The sequence below is a fragment of the Microbispora rosea genome, assembly GCF_044460045.1.
In the GTDB taxonomy this organism is placed as follows: domain Bacteria; phylum Actinomycetota; class Actinomycetes; order Streptosporangiales; family Streptosporangiaceae; genus Microbispora; species Microbispora rosea.
The window spans coordinates 367,014-384,266 of sequence record NZ_JBITJO010000003.1 but is presented as its reverse complement, the minus strand read 5'-3'; the positions used below and the strand labels follow the sequence as shown (position 1 = coordinate 384,266).

Genomic DNA, 17,253 nt, shown 5'->3' with positions numbered 1-17,253 from the left:
TTCGCGTGCGGGTCGTCAGCCCTTGCCGCCGGGCAGGTTCAGCCCGATCAGCAGTGGGTCGTGGTCGGAGGAGCGGAACGCGTCGGGCCGGTAGAGGCTCGGCGGGTTGAACTCCAGGTTGTAGTCGAGGATGCGCGGCTCGTCGGCGTTGACGTGCCAGATCGTCGTCCCGGTCACCCGCTTGACGAGCTGCTTACCGGCCATCGCGTGGTCCAGCTCGCCCGACAGCCCGTCGAACAGGTAGCTGTAGCGCTGCGCCTCGGGGATGAACCGCTTGGACAGGCTGGTCAGGCCGCCCGCCTCCAGCGTGTGGATCGGGTCCTCCTCGCCGTAGGCGTTGAGGTCGCCGATCACCAGCGGGTTCGGCAGGTCCATCGAGTCGACGAGGCCGAGCACGGCCTTGGCCTGCCGTACGCGCTCGGCGTTGTAGCAGCTCTGCCCGTCGCCCTGGTCGGTGTCGCCGCCGGTGGCCTCCTCGTCACAGCCCTTGGACTTGAAGTGGTTGACGAGCAGCGTGAACGGCTGGCCGCCGCCCACCCGGCGGAAGGTCTGGATCAGCGGCGGCCGCCGGAAGACCGGGTCGGTCGAGGACCGCGTCGCCCCGACGGGGGCCAGCTTCGCCGGCTTGTAGATCGCGGCGACGTGGATGGCGTCGGTGCCCGGGTAGGGGTGGGTCAGGGCGGCGTACGTGCCCGCGCCCACCTCGGCGTTCAGCGCGGCGACCAGCGCGTTGAGCGCGGTCTGCCCGTTGTTCTCGACCTCCATGAGCCCGACGACGTCGGCGTCGAGGCCCTTGAGCGTGGCGACGGTCTTCTTCAGCTGCCGCTGCTGCTCCTCGGCGGTGTTCGCGCCGCGCGAGCCGAGCGTCGTGAACCAGTTGAGCGTGTTGAGGCTCGCGACGCGGACGTTCCCGCCGACCGGCGCAGGCGCCGGCAGCCGGGGATTGGTCCGCAGGAAGGTGATCGGCTTGGTCGGCTCCAGCCGGTAGGCCCCGAAGCCGTAGCTCAGCACGCCGGTGACGCCCGCCGCGGTGTCGCCCAGGCGGACGGCCTGCGGCGTCGTGTACGGGATCGTCGCCGGGTTCTCGGTGTTCGAGCCGTCGTCGACGAGCAGCGACCTGCGGGCGTCCAGCGCGGGGTCCACTCCCTTCCGGTCGGTCGGCTGGAACAGCCTGCCGCCCGCGGCGAGCGTCACCTCGCCGTACCGGCCGAGGTTGTAGTGGTCGGTCACGGTCAGCGGCTCGGGGAAGGTCACGAGCATGTTCTCGTACGGCTCGAAGGTGGCGCCGCCGGCCGGCGGCAGGTCATAGGCCTTCGGGTTGATCGTCCCGGTGCCGCAGACGTCCACCGCCGTGACCGGGGACAACTCGGTGAGCCCGTTGAACTCGGTGACCCGGCCGGTGACGAGCACCCGATCGCCGGCCTTGACGTCCTTGAACGACGCCCGGGCGAACGCGAACAGGCCGTCGGAGGTGGCCGGGTCGGAGTCGGGCGTCGGGTCCTGGAAGTAGAAGCCGCTCTGCTGGCCGGTCTCCTGGAAGTCGCCGGTCACGATGCCCTCGACCCGGACGGTCTGCCCGGCGAGCGGGGAGGCGTCGCCGCTGCCCTGGACCTCGGCGATCTGCCGGTTCGCCGGCAGATCGCACGGGTCGCCCGCGGGCGTGGGTGTGGGCGACGGGGTCGGCGAAGCGGACGGCGAGGCGGACGGCGAGGCGGACGGTGACGGCGAGGCGACACCGCAGGGAGCCGGGGGCGTCGCCGTGTTGCGCGGTGCGGGCGCGCCCGCGGTGAAGTCCGCGGCGTTGTCGTCGGTGTCCGCGCAGCCGCCGCCGGCGCGCACCGCGGCGGTGGAGTTGCTCAGGCCCGGGGCCGCCGCCGGACCCTCGAAGTAGTTGGCCGTGCCATACCCGACGAGGTCGGCGATCTGCGCCGCCTGCTCGGGCGTGCAGGGCGAGGAGCCGCCGTTGCAGGCGAGGCCGGTGGTCGAGCGGACCAGGGCGACCTTGCCGGCCGTGGCGCTCAGGCTCAGCGCGCCGACGGTGTCGGCTGACGGCAGCGCACCGCTCGGCGTCGATCCGGCGGCCAGCTGGATCAGGTGATACTGGCCCGGGGCGAGCGAGCCCGACAGGTTCTGCTTCTGGGAGCCGAACTGGCCGGTCCCGGTGGCACTCGTGTACTGGAGGGACCAGCCGTCCAGCGAGATCGCGGCGGCGCCGCGGTTGAACAGTTCGACGTAGTCGTTGGTGTAGGGGGCGCCGGAGTTGCCGCCGCCGCCGTACACCTGGCTGATCACCACGGCGCTCGGCTCGGCCGAGGCGGGCGCCGCCGCCGCGACCGTGACGCCGGCGATCAGGAGGCCGGCGGCCGCGAGCGCGGCGACCGCGCGAGCGCCGGGGCGGTCATCGGGGCAGGCCCGGGTTAGAGCACGCATGCCCCGGACTTTAGGGGGAGATCACCGCGACACCAGGACCAATAAGTGTCTTTATCACAAACTTGTAGGAATTTGCCGATTACCTGACGCCGCTACCGTAGGCCTGCTGCCCTTGCGCGTCACGGTCCGGGATGGATCGGTCCTATCGGTCCCCGCCCCCGGCAGCGCTCGGCAGCGCTCAGCAGTGGACGACGGCCACCGGACAGGTGACCGCGTCGATCAGCGGCCGGGTGACCGACCCGAGCCTGCCGAGCACCCCCCGAGCGCGGGTCGCGCCGACGACCAGCATGGTCGCGCCGGGTGAGGCTCCGGCCAGCCCGTCGAGCACGGGCCCCTCGACCGGCTTGAGCAGGGTGCGCACGTCCGGATACCGCACGCGCCAGGGCTCCACGGCGGCCTCCAGCGCCTCGACGGCCTCCCGGCCGGGGACGTCGGACATCACCATGGGCGCCATCCCCGCGCTCCAGGCGGCGGCCGGGTAGCGCCAGGCGTGCACCGCGACCAGCGGCAGCCCGCGCAGGGCCGCCTCGTGATAGGCGAAGGCGAGGACGTGGTCGTCGCCGCCGCCGACGCCGGCGACGACGGGGCCGGGGTGCCTGCGGTGCGGCAGCGGGCCCGTGCCGCGGACCACGACCACGGGGCAGAGGGCGTGCGTCGCGACGTGCCCCGCGACCGACCCCATCACGCGCCGGGCCGCCCCGCTCAGGCCGCGCGATCCCACGACGACGAGATCGGCCGTCTCCGACAGCGCGACGAGCCGGTCGGAGGCCGGGCCCTCGAACAGGTCCTCCCGGACGCGGACGCCGCTCGTGCACTGCCGGGCGCATTCGGCGCCGTGCCACAGCACGTGCTCGGCCGCGTGCTGCAGCGACGTGCGCGCGTCCTGGTCGCCGTCGCCGTACGGCGACTGCCAGGCGTGGCAGACGGTGATGGGCGAGTCGCGGAACTCGGCCTCGTCCATCGCCCAGTCGAGCGCCTGCATGGCGAAGTCGGAGCCGTCGTACCCGACGACGACGCCCGGGTCGGTGACCGGGCAGCCGGCTGGGGTGTTGGGCCGCATACGCTCATGCTCCGCCCGGGCCGTGCGGTGCGGCAGGGCGGAAAGTCCCGGGACCGGGAGGACATCCGGCCCCCGGGGAGGTCAGGTCAGGACCGGCTCCCGGCGAGCACTCCGGGCCGGCGGTCGTGCTCCATGCCGGGCAGCACGACGACGACCGGGCACCTGGCCCGCAGCAGGCAGGCGGAGACGACCGGGTTGAGCACGGGGTAGGGCTCGGACTCGGCCTCGTGCGCGCCCAGCACCAGCAGGTCGGCGCCCTCGGTCGCGCGCAGCAGGACCTGGGCGGGCGGACCCTCGACCACGACCGGCTCGACGTGACGCTCGCCGAGTTCGGCGACGGCCTGGGCGGCGACGTCGAGTGCGGTCCTGTGCTCGTCCTCCCGTGAGGTGCGGCTCGCGATCGGCGCGTAGTGGGCGTGCAGCCCGCCCATCCACTCCCAGGCGTACACCGCCTCCACCCGCGCGCCGCGCAGCGAACCCTCGGCGGCGGCCCACCGCAGTGCGGCCTGCGACGCCATCGACCCGTTGATACCCACCACGATCTTCGGCTGGTTCACGTTCCGCCTCGCTCTCCGCTCTCAGTCTCGCCGACCAGGGTTAACAGGGTGTTGCCGCGGCGAAACGGTCAGAAGACACCGCCCATAAGCATCCCTGTACCCACAAAAACCGCCTGTCCCTCGCGCCGCAAAAGGGACAGGACCATGTTTTGGGGGGCCGGGTTCGCCTGAGGACAGGGTATCTGCGAACCGGAGTGCTGCCGCTCCCCCCCCTTTGCCTATCCGAGGCCTCCGCTGACCGTCTCGTTGCCCGCTCCGCGTTCCTCAAGGAAAGCATCCGCCGGCCCGCGGCGGCAGTGCCGTACGGCTCGGGCGGCACGGGCCCTTGGGCCCAGGTCAGGGATGACCCTGATGCGGCCCCCGGGCTCCCGGCCGTACGCTTGCGGCAGACCGGGGAGGGACGATGGGAAACGCGGGTCCGATCGACGAGTACGTCGCGTCGATGCGTCATGCGCTGCGGGGCCCGGGCGGGGCCAGGCGCGACCTGCTGACCGAGGCGCGCGACAGCCTGCTCGACGCGGCCGAGGCGTACGAGGGCGAGGGTCTCCCCCGGGCCGAGGCCGAGCGGCTGGCGGTCGCCGACTTCGGGACCGTGCCCGAGGTCGCGCCGGGCTTCCAGGGGGAGCTGACGGTGAGCCAGGGCCGCCGCACGGCCGCGCTGCTGTTCCTCAGCGTGCCGCTCGTCGCGTTCATGTGGGCGGTGATCTGGCGGGTCTTCCCCGAGAGCCCGCATGTCGACGAGATCAAACCGGTGTGGTTCGGGCCGTTGGCCAGGACGGTGGATCTGCTCCAGCTCAGTGTGGGCGTGATGGGCGGCGTCGCGCTGCTCGCGTTCGGCCGCTGGGCGCGGCACATCCGCCGGCCCGCGCGGCTCACCCGCTGGCTGGGGTTGTTCGTCTGGATCCAGACGCCGCTGATCGGGGCGATGGGCCTGACGCTGGCGGCGGGCGCCCACGGCCCTGTCGGGTTCAGCGCCTACGTCCCCGGGCTGGCCGTGTCCGCGGTCAGCTACGCGCTCACCGTGTGGCAGCTGTACAGCGCCGCGCACTGCATGCGCTGCACCAGGGCGATCTCCGCGCTTGACTCGACGAATCTCAGCGCAGCGGATCGAGAACGCTCCCTATCGCGGTCGTGAACGACTGCCACGCCGACCGCTCCCCCGCCAGCGCCTTGCGCCCGGCGTCGGTGAGGCGGTAGGTCCGCCGTTTGCGCCCCCCGTCGGAGGCCCATTCGCCGGCGAGCAGTCCGGCGCGCTCCAGCCTGCGCAGCGCGGGGTAGACCGTGCCCGTCGGCACGTCGAGCGCGCCCCCGCTGCGCTCGCGCAGCGCCTCGATGATCGCGTAGCCGTGCAGCGGCTCGCGCTCCAGCACGGAGAGCAGCAGGGCGTCCATATGCCCCCGGAGCGCGTCGGCGTTCACGCCCGCAGCCTATCCCGGTTACTCATGCGACGAGTCTACATGTAGGCTGTCTATATGTAGACAGCCTACGCATGGAGAAATCAATGGACGTCGTCGATCTCGCCCGGACGCAGTTCGCGGTCACGGGCAGCCTCCATTTCCTGTTCGTCGTGCTCACGCTGGGACTGGCCCCACTGGTGGCGATCATGCACACCCGGTACGCCCTCGGCGGGAACCCCCTGCACGAGCGGATGACCCGCTTCTGGGGGCAGGTCTATGTGATCAACTACGCGCTCGGCATCGTCACCGGGCTCGTGATGGAGTTCCAGTTCGGGCTGAGCTGGAGCGGGCTTTCGCACTACGCGGGCGACGTGTTCGGCGCACCGCTGGCCATGGAGACGCTGCTGGCCTTCTTCCTGGAGTCCACGTTCCTGGGCTTGTGGATCTTCGGCTGGCACCGGCTGCCGCGCGCGCTCCATGTGGCCTGCATCTGGCTGGTGACGCTGACGGCGTACGCCTCGGCGCTGTTCATCATGGTCGCCAACTCCTTCCTGCAGAACCCGGCGGGCTCGGCCGAGGTGGGCGGACGGCTCGTGCTGCGCGACTTCGGCGCCCTGTTCACCAACCCGACCCTCGTCTTCGCGCTCCCCCACGTGCTGAGCGCCGGCCTGTGGGCCGGCGGGTTCGTCGTCATGGGCGCCAGCGCCTACCACCTGTTCCGGCGCACCCCGGAGCGGGAGTTCTTCACCCGATCCCTGCGCATCGGCGTGCTGACCGCCTTCGTCGGGTCGCTGTTCACGGTCGGGTTCGGGTACGCCCAGTTCGGGCCGGTCGGCTCCGTCCAGCCGGACAAGTTCCACGGGGCGGTCCCCGGCACCGCGCTCGAACTGATGATCGCGATCGGGCAGCTCGTCCAGTTCGCCGTGATGTTCGTGCTGACGCCGCTGCTCATCCGCGACGTGCTGGCCCGCTCGCGCTGGCTGCACCCGCTCCTCATGGTCATGACCCCGCTGCCGTTCGTCGCCGCGATCGCCGGCTGGATCGTCCGCGAGGTCGGCCGCCAGCCCTGGCTGGTGTACGGCAAGCTCTCCGTGGCCGACGCCCTCACCCCCGGGCTGACCCGGGCGGACGTCACCGCCTCCTTCGCGGGGTTCGCGGGCGTGCTCGGACTGCTCGCCCTCGTCGACTACGTCCTCATCGCCCGTGCCGTACGGCGCGGCCCGGGACCGGTCGCGCTCGGCGCCGCGGACCTTCCCGTCACCGCGGAGCCCGTCCCCGCCCACGCGCTGTAGAAGGACACGCTCCCCATGGACATCTTCTGGTTCCTGACCTTTGCCGTCCTGCTGGCCGGCTACTTCGCCCTGGAGGGCTTCGACATCGGGCTCGGCGTGCTGCTGCCCGTGCTTGGCCGCTCCCCCGCGGGCCGCGACCGCCTCGTCGGCGCGATGGCCCCGTTCGTGCTCGCCAACGAGGTGTGGCTGGTCGCGCTCGCCGGCGTGCTGTTCGGCGCGTTCCCGGTGCTGGAGGGCCAGGCGCTGAGCCGCCTGTATCCCCTCGTCGTCGCCCTGCTGCTGGCCTGGATCGTGCGCGACGCGGGGTTGTGGTTCCGCCGCAGGGCCGGCGGCGCCGCCTGGCGGCTGGTGTGGGACGGCGCGCTGTGCGCGGGCTCGGCCGGGCTGGCGCTCGCCTGGGGCGCGATCCTGGTGGCCGTCGCGCGCGGCCTGCCCGACTCGCCCCTCGACGTGCCCGGCGTGGCGGGAGGCGTGGCGCTGCTCGCGCTGCTCGCCTGGCACGGCCGCACGTTCGCGGCCTGGCGCCTCCAGGACGGCCCGCGCGGAAGCGGGCGCGCGCTGCTGCTGTCGGCCTGCGCCGCCGCCGCGCCCGCCGTCCTGGTCATCGCGGCCGCGACCGGCCACATGCTCGGCAACGCCGCCCCGGATCCGACACTGAGTGTGCTCAGTGTCATGGTGGTCCCGGTCGCCCCGATCCTCGTGGGCGCGCAAGTATGGGTGTGGCGCACCTTCTCCAGGGGCGCGCTGCCGACGTTCTTCTGATTGGAGACCGTTGCACAAGGATCTCCTCCGGCTGGCCCGCGCGGAGCGGGGCGTCCGCATCCATCTCGCCTGCTGCCTGGCCGCGGCGGTGGTGGCCGGGCTGCTCGTGCTCGTGCAGGCGGAGTTGCTGGCCGGGGTCCTGTCGGGCCGGTTCGCGGTCGCCGCGCTGCTGCCCCTGGCGCTCGTCGTCGGCTGCCGCGGGCTGCTCGGCTCGGCGCAGGGAGTGCTCGCGGGCCGCGCGGCCACCGCGCTGAAGTCGGCCCTGCGGCGGCTGCTCCTCGGCCGGGTGGAGGGTCTCGGGCCGGCGTACCGGTCGGGCGAGCTGGTGACGCTCGCGGGCCGTGGGCTGGACGCGCTCGACCCCTACCTGACCGGTTACCTGCCGTCGGTCGCCGTGGCCGGGATCGTGCCGCTCGCGGTCGTGGTCCGGCTCTTCGTGGCCGACCTGGCCACCGCCGTCATCGTGGTGCTCACGCTGCCGCTGATCCCGATCTTCGGAGCGCTGGTCGGGTGGACCACCAAGACCGTGACGGAACGCCAGTGGCGCGCGCTGTCCCGCCTCGGCGGCCACTTCCTCGACGTCGTGCGCGGCCTGCCCACGCTGCGGGCGTTCGGCCGGGCCCGCTACCAGGCGTCGGTGATCCGCGAGGTGGCCGAGGCGCATCGCGCGGCGACCATGCGCACGCTGCGGGTGGCGTTCCTGTCGTCGCTGGTGCTCGAACTCGTGGCGTCGCTGTCGCTGGCGCTGGTGGCGGTGCCCGTAGGGCTGCGCCTGCTGTCCGGCTCGCTCGACCTGCGTACGGCGCTGCTCGTGCTGCTGCTGGCCCCGGAGGCGTATCTGCCGCTGCGCGCGATGGGCACGCGCTTCCACGCCGCCATGGAGGGCGTCGCCGCCGCCGACGAGGCGTTCGCGGTGATCAACCCCCCGCAGGAGGCCGGGCATGAGGCCGGGCAGGTCGCCGCCAGGACGGGCGCCGGGCGCGCTTCGCGGGACGGCGGGCCGCCGGAGATCCGGCTGGAGGACGTCACCGTGCGCTACCCGGGGCGCGAGGAGACCGCGCTCGACCGCGTCTCGCTGGTCATCCGGCCGGGTGAGCGGGTGGCGATCGTCGGCCCGAGCGGCGCGGGCAAGAGCACGCTGCTGCACCTGCTGCTCGGGTTCGTGACCCCGTCCGAGGGTCGGGTGCTGGTGGACGGGACCGATCTGGCCGGCCTCGACCTCGACGAGTGGCGGCGGCGGCTCGCCTTCGTGCCGCAGCGGCCGCATCTGTTCGCGACCTCGGTGGCCGACAACATCGCGCTCGGCTCGGCCGCGGGACCCGCCGAGATCAGGGCCGCCGCCGAGGCGGCGCAGGTGGCCGAGTTCGCCGGCGCCCTGCCGCAGGGGTACGACACCCCGCTCGGCGAGCGCGGTGCGAACCTGTCGGCCGGCCAGCGTCAGCGGGTCGCCCTGGCCAGGGCCTTCTGCCGCCCCGCCGCCCAGGTGCTGCTGCTGGACGAACCCACGGCGCGGCTCGACGGCAGGAGCGAGGCGGCGATCGTGGAGGCCACGCGCAGACTGGCCGAGGGCCGCACGGCGATCATCGTCGCGCACCGCCCGGCCATGATCGACCTGGCCGACCGCGTCGTCCGCCTCGACGGCGGCGCCCTCGTCCACCCGGTTCCGGCGCCCTCGATCTCCACACAGGGCGGGGAGGCCCGATGAGCCACGCGGATGCCTCACCGCTGTCGGTGGTCACCGGCACCGGCATGGGCCGGCGGCTCGTGCTCGCCGCGCTCGCCGGGGCGGCGGCCGACCTCGCGGGGGTCGCGCTCATCGCGTCGGCCGCCTGGCTGATCACGCGGGCCGCCGAGCAGCCGCCCCTGGCGGCGCTGTCGGTCGCGATCGTCGCCGTGCGGGCGTTCGCGACCACACGCGGCGTGTTCCGCTACGGCGAGCGCCTGGCCGGGCACGACGTCGCGTTGCGCGCCCAGGCGGGCACCCGTGAGCGGCTCTACCGGGCGCTGATCCCGGCCGGGCCGCTGCCGCAGCGCGGGGCCGACCTGCTCAGCCGGATGGTGGACGACACCGACGCCGTGCAGGACCTGCTGGTCCGCTGCCTGCTGCCGGCCGCCGCCGCGCTGATCACCGGCGTCGCCGCCGTCGTCATCGCGGGCTTCCTGCTGCCCGTCGCCGCCGTCGTGCTCGCCGCCGGCCTGCTCGTCGCCGGGGTGCTGCTGCCCGCGGGCGCCGCGGCCGCGGCGCGGCGCTGGTCGGCGCGGATAGCCCCGGCCCGCGCCGACCTGGCCGCCCGGGTGGCCGACCTGGTCCACGGCGCGGCCGACCTCGCGGCGTACGGCGCGCGCGACCGGGCGCTGTCGGCGGCGATGGACGCCGACGGGCGGCTGTCCCGGCTGGAGCGGGGGCAGGCCCGGATCAACGCCGCCGCGCTCGGCCTCGGCATGCTGACGCAGGGGCTGACCGTCGTCGCCGTGGTCCTGGCCGCGCAGGCCGCCGGTCTCGACCGCGTCGCGACCGCCGTGGCGGCCTTGACCTCGCTGGTCGCCTTCGAGCCCGCGCTGCCGCTGGCGGCGGCCGGCGAGCGGTTCGCGGGCGTGGTCGCGGCGCTGCGCAGGCTCAGGGAGACCGCCGCCACTCCCCCGGCCGTGCGCGAGCCCGCGGACCCGGCGCCCGCGCCCGAGCCTCCGCTGACGATCGAGGTCGACGACCTCCTGGTGCGCCACGGCGAGCGCCGGCCCGCGCTGAACGGCGTGAGCCTGACGCTGACGCCGGGCCGCCGGGTCGCGGTGGTCGGCCCGAGCGGCGCGGGCAAGAGCACCCTGCTGTCGGCGCTGATGCGGACCGTGGAGATCGAGTCCGGCACGATCCGGCTCAACGGCACCGACGTGCGGCGCCTGTCCTCCGACGACGTGCGGGCGCTCGTCACGGGCCTCACCCAGGACCCGTACGTCTTCCAGGCCACGGTGGCGGACAACTTGCGCCTGGCCGGGCCGCAGGCGTCGACCGAGGAGGTCAAGGCGGCCGTGCGGCGGGCCCGGCTGGACGCCTGGACCGAGCGCACCGGCTGGGACACGGTGCTCGGCGAGGACGGCCGCACCGTCTCCGGCGGCCAGCTCCAGCGGCTCGCGCTGGCCCGGGCCCTGCTGTACGACCCGCCGGTGCTGCTGCTGGACGAGCCGGCCGAGGCCCTGGACGAGGAGACGGCCGACCTGCTGATGGCCGACCTGCTGGACGCCACCCGGGGCCGCACCACGGTGCTGGTCACCCACCGGCTGCACGGCCTGGAACAGGTCGACGAGATCGTCGTGCTGGAGGGCGGCAGGGTCACCCAGCGCGGCACGCACGCCGACCTCGTCGCCGTGCCCGGTTACTACCGCGACCTGTGGGAGTCCGAGGCCCTCACCCGCCACCGCGGCTGAACGCGCCCGCCCCGTCACTCCCTTCGTGTGAACCTTCCGTGACGAAGGCATTGCGGATCTTGTCAGATGTAAGTAATTTTCAGACAACGCGATGACCTTGCATGGCATTTACCTACACGCATGGCGCTCGCCGAACTGGCTACCAGCCGAAAGGGAGTCTCATGAAGAGAGGGTGGATCGCGGGAGCGATCGGAGTGCTCGCGGTGGCTCTGGCGGCCTGCGCGCCCGGGGGCGGCGCATCCGGCCAGAACGGCGACGCGCAGGGCGGCGAGGCGGGCGGTGACAAGGTCACGCTCAGCCTGTGGTCGTGGCGGGTGGAGGACGTCAAGGCGTACGACAAGATCCTCGCCAGGTTCGAGGAGTCACACCCGAAGATCCACGTCGAGTTCAAGCCGTTCCAGGCCACCGAGTACAACAACATCCTGGCCACCGGCCTGTCCGGCACCGCCGGGCCCGACGTCGCGCAGCTGCGCGCGTACGGCGGGCTCCAGCCGCTGGTCGAGGCGGGCCAGCTGGTGCCGCTGGACGGCAAGGTGGAGGCGCTGTCCGGCTTCGACGCCAAGCTGCTCGAAGGCGCCAAGGGCCACGAGGACGGCAAGATCTACGGCGTGCCGTTCGCCTACCAGACGCTCCAGGTGCTCTACAACAAGAAGCTGTTCGGCGACAACGGCATCCGGCCCCCCGCCACCTGGGACGAGATGATCGCGGCGGCCGGGAAGCTGAAGGCCGCCGGGATCACGCCGTTCGCCGTCGCGGCCGGGCCCGACGCGACGTGGACGCTGCCGATCGTCCACGAGATCTTCGGCAACGCCCGTTACGGCAGCACCAAGTTCCGGGACGCGCTGCTGAGCGGCGACAAGAAGTTCACCGACCCCGGCTTCACGGCCTCGGTCAAGCTACTCAAGGACCTGGAGCCGTACTTCCCCAAGGACGTGGTGGCCGTGAAGATCCCCGACGTCCAGGCGCTGTTCGCGACCGGCAGGGCCGCGATGTATCCCACGGGCAGCTTCGACCTGGCGCCCGTGCTCGCGGCCAACCCGAGTCTGGAGGTCGGCGCCTTCCAGGTGCCGCCGCCGCCCGGCTCCCCGGTGACCACGCCCGTCACGCCGGGCTGGGCCGACGGCTCGTTCGGGGTCAACGCCAAGTCGGCCCACCAGGCCGAGGCGCTCGAACTGGTCAAGTGGATGGCGACGCCGGAGTTCGGGCAGCTCTACGCGAGCGAGCTCAAGCAGCTGTCCGCGGTTCCCGGGGTCACGCCGTCGGACCCGCTGCTGGCCGAGATGGCGAAGAACTACGCCGCCAACGGCGCGCCGTACACGCTGCTCGTCGACTTCCGCTACGGCCAGCCGAACGGCGACGCGGTCTTCCGGGACGAGGTGCAGAAGATGCTGGCCGGCCAGACCGATCCCAAGTCGGTCGCCGAGAGCGTGCAGAAGGGCGTCGAGCAGTGGTTCAAGCCGGGGAACTGAACACGCCCCGGCGCTCCGCCGCACCTCGATGGCGGGTGCTGGCCGTCTTCCTGCTGCCCGCGCTCCTGCTCTACTCGGTCTTCATCGTCTATCCGCTGGTCACCGCCCTCGAGTACAGCTTCTTCGAGTGGCGCGGGATCCGGCAGGCGGGGTTCGCCGGGCTCGGCAACTACCGGGACCTGTTCGGCGTCTACCCCTACGACCAGCAGCTGTGGCGGGCGTTCGGGCACAACGCGCTGTTCTTCGCCGGGACCATGCTGATCCAGAACACGGTCGGGCTGCTGTTCGCCCTCCTGCTGTTCCGGTACGGCCGCGGCAAGCGGTTCCTGCAGGCCGCGTTCACCACGCCCTACCTGGTGGACCCGCTGGTCATCGGCTACCTGTGGAGCCTGCTGCTCAACCCGACGTTCGGCCCGGTCAACTCTCTGCTGGAGGCGGCCGGGCTGGACTCGTGGGCGTTGCCCTGGCTGGGCGACACCCGTACGGCGCTGCCGGTCGTCATCGTGGTGAACGCATGGCAGTGGGTGGGCTTCCCCATGCTGCTGTTCTCCGCCGCGCTCGCCGGGATCCCGGCCGAGTACCACGAGGCGGCGAGGGTCGACGGCGCGTCGGCCTGGCAGTCGTTCCGGCGGGTGACACTGCCGTTGCTCACCCCGGCGATCGGCGTGGTGAGCGTGCTGACGTTCATCGGCAACTTCAACGCCTTCGGGCTGGTCTACGCGATGGCCGGATCGACCGGGTCCCCCGCGGGCTCCACCGACGTGCTCGGCCTGCTGTTCTACCGGGTCGCGTTCGTGGAGGGCGGCACGGAGGCGATCGGGCGGTCGTCGGCGCTGGCCGTGCTGATGTTCGTGTTCATCTTCGGGGTGTCGCTGCTGGCCGGCTCGTACTTCCGCCGCCGTGAGCGGAGACTGCTGTGACGGCGCGGAGCCGGGCTCCGGGGCGCGTCGCCGTCCACCTGCTGCTGTGGGGCTACGGGGTCGTCGCGCTGCTGCCGCTGGTCGTCATGGTGCTCAACTCGCTGCGGCCCACGAGCGAGATCTTCACCACGCCGCTGGGGCTGCCGGCGTCCCCCACGCTGAACAGTTACGCCCGGGTGTGGACGGAGGCGTCGTTCAGCTCCTACCTCACGAACTCGCTGGTCGTCACCTGCGGCGCGGTGCTGCTCGGCACGGCGGTCTCCGCGCTGGCGGCCTATCCGCTGGCCCGCTACGACTTCGCCGGCAGCCGGGTGCTCGGGGCGTACTTCCTGGCGGGGCTGATGCTGCCGATCCGGCTGGGCCTGGTGCCGATCTTCTACCTCATGGACTCCATGGGCCTGATCGACTCGCTGCTCGGTCTCACGCTGCTGTACGCCGCGTCCGGGGTGCCGTTCTGCGTGTTCGTGCTGTCGGCGTTCTACCGTTCCCTGCCCGGCGAGCTGGACGAGGCGGCCCGGATCGACGGCGCCGGCGAGTTCCGGATCTTCGGGCAGATCATGCTGCCGCTGGTGCGGCCCGCGCTGGCGTCGGTGATGCTGTTCCAGTTCGTGCCGCTCTGGCATGAGTTCCTCTACCCGCTGGTGCTGCTGCGCTCCGACGAGAAGTTCACGATCCCGCGCGGGTTGTCGCAGTTCTTCGGCGAGTACACGACCGACTGGTCGGCGCTGTTCGCCGGGCTGGTCCTCGCCACGGCGCCGCTCTTCGTGCTGTTCGTCCTGGCGACCAAGCAGATCATCGCCGGGCTGACCGCCGGCATGAGCAAGTGAGGCAGGGCGGCCTGCGCCCCGGCGCGGGCCGCGATCGCGATTGGCGATCGCCGGCGGGCCGTCCCCCCAGAGGCCCGCCGGCGACGATCGTGGGCCGTCAGCCCGCGGACTGCTCCGCGAGCGCGGTGGTGATGGTGTTCTCCTTGCCGTCGCGGGTGAAGGTGATGGTCACCTTGTCGCCGGCGCGGGAGCTGCGGATGGTGCCGACCAGCGCCTCCGCGCTGTCCACCACCTTGTCGTTGATCTTGGTGATCAGGTCGCCCTCCTTGAGGCCGGCCTTCTCCGCCGGGCTGCCGGCCGTGATCGAGCTGACCACCGCGCCGGACGCGCCGCCGACCGCGTCGGCCACGCTCACCCCGAGGAAGGCGTGCGTCGCCTTGCCCGTCTTGATGAGCTGGTCGGAGACGAGCTTCGCGGTGTTGATGGGGATCGCGAAGCCGACGCCGATGTTGCCGGAGCTGGAGCCCGAGGTGGCGATCGCCGTGTTGATGCCGACGACCTGCCCGTTGGTGTTGACCAGCGCGCCGCCGGAGTTGCCGGGGTTGATCGCGGCGTCGGTCTGGATCATGCCGCCGATCGTGTTGCCCTGGCTCTGCGGCTGCTGCTGCTCCATCCCCCAGGGGAACTGCGGCTGCTGCTGCTCCTCGGGAGCCTCGGTCAGCGTGCGGTCGAGGGCGCTCACGATGCCGGAGGTGACCGATCCCTCCAGGCCGAGCGGGCTGCCGATCGCGAGGACCCCGTCGCCGACCTGGAGCTTGTCGCTGTCGCCGAGGGAGGCGGGGGTCAGGCCGGACACGCCCTGCGCCTGGATGACGGCGAGGTCCGTGGTGGGGTCGGTGCCCTTGACGACGGCGCTGGCGGTCTTGCCGTCGCTGAACTTCACGGTGACCGTGCCGCCGCCCCCACCGCCGATGCTCACCACATGGTTGTTCGTCAGGATCAGGCCGTCGGCCGACAGGATGACGCCCGACCCCTCGCCGCCGGCCGTGGCGGTCTTCACCTCGATCGACACCACCGACGGCATGATCGCCTTGGCCACCGCGGCGATCGTGGTGGTAGAGGAGTTGGAGACCCCCTTGACCACCGGGCTCGCGATCACGGTCTGCCCGCCGTTCACGCTGTTGGCGACGAGGGCCCCGGTGACCCCGCCGCCCAGTGCCACGGCCACGAGGGCGAGACCCGCGCCCGCCTTCTGGCGCGCGGTCAGCGTGCCCTTCCGCGCCGGAGGCGAAAACTGCGCCGTGTCATAAGGACCGCTGCCGTAGGCGCCGTACGACTGGTACGCCCCGGTGTACTGCCCGTGCTGCGGCGGAGTGCTTCCGAACTGGCTCCAGCCGTGACCGGGGAGTATCTGGGTGTTCTCGTCGCCGGGAACATGCTCAGGTGAGCTCATCGCCATCCCCCTCAATGGATTCGCCGGTGATCCCGGCTCTCCGCCGGTACACGTAATACGATGACGCATCGGCGATAAGGTCGCGCTAAGCGATCAGTGGGGGGGATCCCCGGGCGCCCTACGTGTACTTTATGTCAGCTCGTCCGGGGCCAGTACTCGTCCCTGAGCAGGCGCTTGTACAGCTTTCCCGTGGGGTGACGGGGCAGCTCGTCCCGGAAGTCGACCGACTTCGGGCACTTGTAGTGGGCCAGGCGTTCCCGGCAGTAGGCGATCAGCTCGGCCTCCAGGACGGGACCGGCGCAGGCCGGGTCCGCGGGCTGCACGACGGCCTTGACCTGTTCGCCCATCTCGGGGTCCGGCACCCCGAAGACGGCCACGTCGGCCACCTCGGGATGCATCGCCAGCACGTTCTCGGCCTCCTGCGGGTAGATGTTCACCCCGCCGGAGATGATCATGTACGAGCGCCGGTCGGTGAGGTAGAGGAACCCGTCCTCGTCCAGATAGCCGATGTCCCCCAGCGTGGTCCACCCGCGGCCGTGCGGGTCCTGGACCGACGCGGTCTTCGCGGGGTCGCCGTGATACTCGAACCTGGGGCCGTCGGAGAAGTAGACCGTGCCGTGCTCACCGGGCGGCAGCTCGTCGCCGTCCTCGTCGCAGACGTGGGGGACCCCGAGCAGCGGCCGGCCCACCGTGCCCTTGTGGGCGAGCCAGTCCTCCGGCCCCGCGTACAGGAAGCAGTTGCCTTCCGTGCCCGCGTAGTACTCGTGGATGATCGGCCCCCACCACTCCATCATCCGCTCCTTGACCTCGACGGGGCAGGGCGCGGCGGCGTGGACGGCGCAGCGCAGCGACGACAGGTCGTAGCGCCCGCGCACCTCCTCGGGCAGCTTGAGCATCTTGACGAACATGGTGGGCACCCACTGCGCGTGAGTGACCCCGAGGCGCTCGACAAGCGCCAGCGCCTCCTCGGGGTCGAACCTCTCCATCACCACCACGGTCGCGCCGAGACGCTGGAAGGACATGCTGTAACGCAGCGGAGCGGCGTGGTAGAGCGGCGCGGGCGACAGGTACACGCTGTCGGCCGAGGGCGCGAACAGGCCCTGGATGAGCTGCACCAGGACCCCGGGGACCTCCAGCGGGGCCCGGCTGAGCGGCGGCTTGACCCCCTTGGGCCGTCCCGTGGTGCCCGACGAGTAGAGCATGTCGGCGCCCTGGCACTCGTCGCCGAGCGGCGTCGCGGGCTGCCCCGCCACGGCCTCCTCGTACGACGTGAAGCCGGGGGCGACGCCGTCGACCATGAGCCGCAGCTCGACCCCGGGCGTCGCCCCGGTGACCGCGGTCGCGACGCCGGCGAGCTTCGCCGAGGAGATGAAGACCCGCGCCCCGCAGTTGTCCACGATGTACGCCAGCTCGTCGGCCTGCAGACGGGAGCTGATCGCGGTGTAGTACAGGCCCGAGCGGTGCGCGGCCCACGCGATCACAAGGAAGAGCGGATGGTTCTCCAGCATGAACGCGATGTGGTCGCCGGGCTTCAGGCCCGCCGCCCGCAGCAGGTGCGCGAGCCGGTTGGATTCCTCGTCGAGCTCGCGGAAGGTGACCACGCGGCCGGAGCCCGCCATGATCACCGCAGGCTTGTCCGGCGTCACCGCCGCGATCGCCCCAGGGTGCATAACCGAACGTTACTCGGTTTGCCGTCGATGTGGTAGGAGTCACATCCTGATGCGCC

At 72.3% G+C, this 17,253-nt stretch carries 14 protein-coding genes; 8 read left to right on the top strand and 6 right to left on the bottom strand.

Going from position 1 to position 17,253, the window contains the following annotated elements; all coding sequences use genetic code 11:
- Window positions 1-15: 15 nt before the first annotated feature.
- The 3 genes from ACIBK1_RS14160 to ACIBK1_RS14150 all read right to left on the bottom strand — a co-directional run bounded on the left by ACIBK1_RS14160 (window position 16) and on the right by ACIBK1_RS14150 (window position 4,047).
- Window positions 16-2,430 carry an ExeM/NucH family extracellular endonuclease gene (locus ACIBK1_RS14160; RefSeq protein WP_396734896.1) on the bottom strand — a complete coding sequence of 805 codons (2,415 nt, stop codon included), beginning with the start codon at window positions 2,428-2,430 and terminating at the stop codon, window positions 16-18.
- A 178-nt stretch (window positions 2,431-2,608) separates the two neighbouring features.
- Entirely contained in the window at window positions 2,609-3,490 is an 882-nt protein-coding gene (locus tag ACIBK1_RS14155) for a universal stress protein (protein WP_396734893.1), read from the bottom strand.
- 86 nt (window positions 3,491-3,576) lie between these two features.
- The gene (locus tag ACIBK1_RS14150; protein ID WP_051761495.1) at window positions 3,577-4,047 is read right to left on the bottom strand and encodes a universal stress protein; all 471 of its coding nucleotides are present in this window, start codon (window positions 4,045-4,047) and stop codon (window positions 3,577-3,579) included.
- A gap of 403 nt (window positions 4,048-4,450) precedes the next feature.
- On the opposite strand from ACIBK1_RS14150, the gene ACIBK1_RS14145 reads away from it, so the two are divergent.
- The gene (locus ACIBK1_RS14145; protein WP_051761496.1) at window positions 4,451-5,182 is read left to right on the top strand and encodes a permease prefix domain 1-containing protein; all 732 of its coding nucleotides are present in this window, start codon (window positions 4,451-4,453) and stop codon (window positions 5,180-5,182) included.
- On the opposite strand, the gene ACIBK1_RS14140 is transcribed toward ACIBK1_RS14145, so the two are convergent.
- Window positions 5,142-5,465, bottom strand: a complete 324-nt coding sequence (locus tag ACIBK1_RS14140; RefSeq protein ID WP_030507032.1) for a PadR family transcriptional regulator — start codon at window positions 5,463-5,465, stop codon at window positions 5,142-5,144. The genes ACIBK1_RS14145 and ACIBK1_RS14140 overlap by 41 nt on opposite strands.
- Window positions 5,466-5,548: 83 nt before the next feature.
- On the opposite strand from ACIBK1_RS14140, the gene ACIBK1_RS14135 reads away from it, so the two are divergent.
- The 7 genes from ACIBK1_RS14135 (at window position 5,549) to ACIBK1_RS14105 (ending at window position 14,134) form a co-directional block, all read left to right on the top strand.
- Window positions 5,549-6,736 carry a cytochrome ubiquinol oxidase subunit I gene (locus ACIBK1_RS14135; RefSeq protein WP_396734888.1) on the top strand — a complete coding sequence of 396 codons (1,188 nt, stop codon included), beginning with the start codon at window positions 5,549-5,551 and terminating at the stop codon, window positions 6,734-6,736.
- A gap of 15 nt (window positions 6,737-6,751) precedes the next feature.
- Window positions 6,752-7,498 carry a cytochrome d ubiquinol oxidase subunit II gene (locus tag ACIBK1_RS14130; protein WP_396734885.1) on the top strand — a complete coding sequence of 249 codons (747 nt, stop codon included), beginning with the start codon at window positions 6,752-6,754 and terminating at the stop codon, window positions 7,496-7,498.
- A 10-nt stretch (window positions 7,499-7,508) separates the two neighbouring features.
- Window positions 7,509-9,203, top strand: a complete 1,695-nt coding sequence (cydD, locus tag ACIBK1_RS14125; protein WP_051761497.1) for a thiol reductant ABC exporter subunit CydD — start codon at window positions 7,509-7,511, stop codon at window positions 9,201-9,203.
- Entirely contained in the window at window positions 9,200-10,918 is a 1,719-nt protein-coding gene (gene cydC / locus ACIBK1_RS14120) for a thiol reductant ABC exporter subunit CydC (RefSeq protein ID WP_396734881.1), read from the top strand. The genes cydD and cydC overlap by 4 nt, the downstream gene beginning before the upstream one ends.
- 161 nt (window positions 10,919-11,079) lie before the next feature.
- Window positions 11,080-12,387, top strand: a complete 1,308-nt coding sequence (locus tag ACIBK1_RS14115; RefSeq protein WP_030507037.1) for an extracellular solute-binding protein — start codon at window positions 11,080-11,082, stop codon at window positions 12,385-12,387.
- Window positions 12,366-13,307: a carbohydrate ABC transporter permease gene (locus tag ACIBK1_RS14110; RefSeq protein ID WP_231513809.1), complete on the top strand. Its 942-nt coding sequence runs from the start codon at window positions 12,366-12,368 to the stop codon at window positions 13,305-13,307. The genes ACIBK1_RS14115 and ACIBK1_RS14110 overlap by 22 nt, the downstream gene beginning before the upstream one ends.
- Window positions 13,304-14,134, top strand: a complete 831-nt coding sequence (locus ACIBK1_RS14105) for a carbohydrate ABC transporter permease (protein WP_396724948.1) — start codon at window positions 13,304-13,306, stop codon at window positions 14,132-14,134. The genes ACIBK1_RS14110 and ACIBK1_RS14105 overlap by 4 nt, the downstream gene beginning before the upstream one ends.
- Window positions 14,135-14,231: 97 nt before the next feature.
- On the opposite strand, the gene ACIBK1_RS14100 is transcribed toward ACIBK1_RS14105, so the two are convergent.
- Together ACIBK1_RS14100 and ACIBK1_RS14095 are read right to left on the bottom strand one after the other, a co-directional pair.
- The gene (locus ACIBK1_RS14100) at window positions 14,232-15,527 is read right to left on the bottom strand and encodes a S1C family serine protease (protein WP_030507040.1); all 1,296 of its coding nucleotides are present in this window, start codon (window positions 15,525-15,527) and stop codon (window positions 14,232-14,234) included.
- Window positions 15,528-15,661: 134 nt separating this feature from the next.
- The gene (locus ACIBK1_RS14095; RefSeq protein ID WP_030507041.1) at window positions 15,662-17,197 is read right to left on the bottom strand and encodes an acyl-CoA synthetase; all 1,536 of its coding nucleotides are present in this window, start codon (window positions 17,195-17,197) and stop codon (window positions 15,662-15,664) included.
- Between the last annotated feature and the right edge of the window lie 56 nt (window positions 17,198-17,253).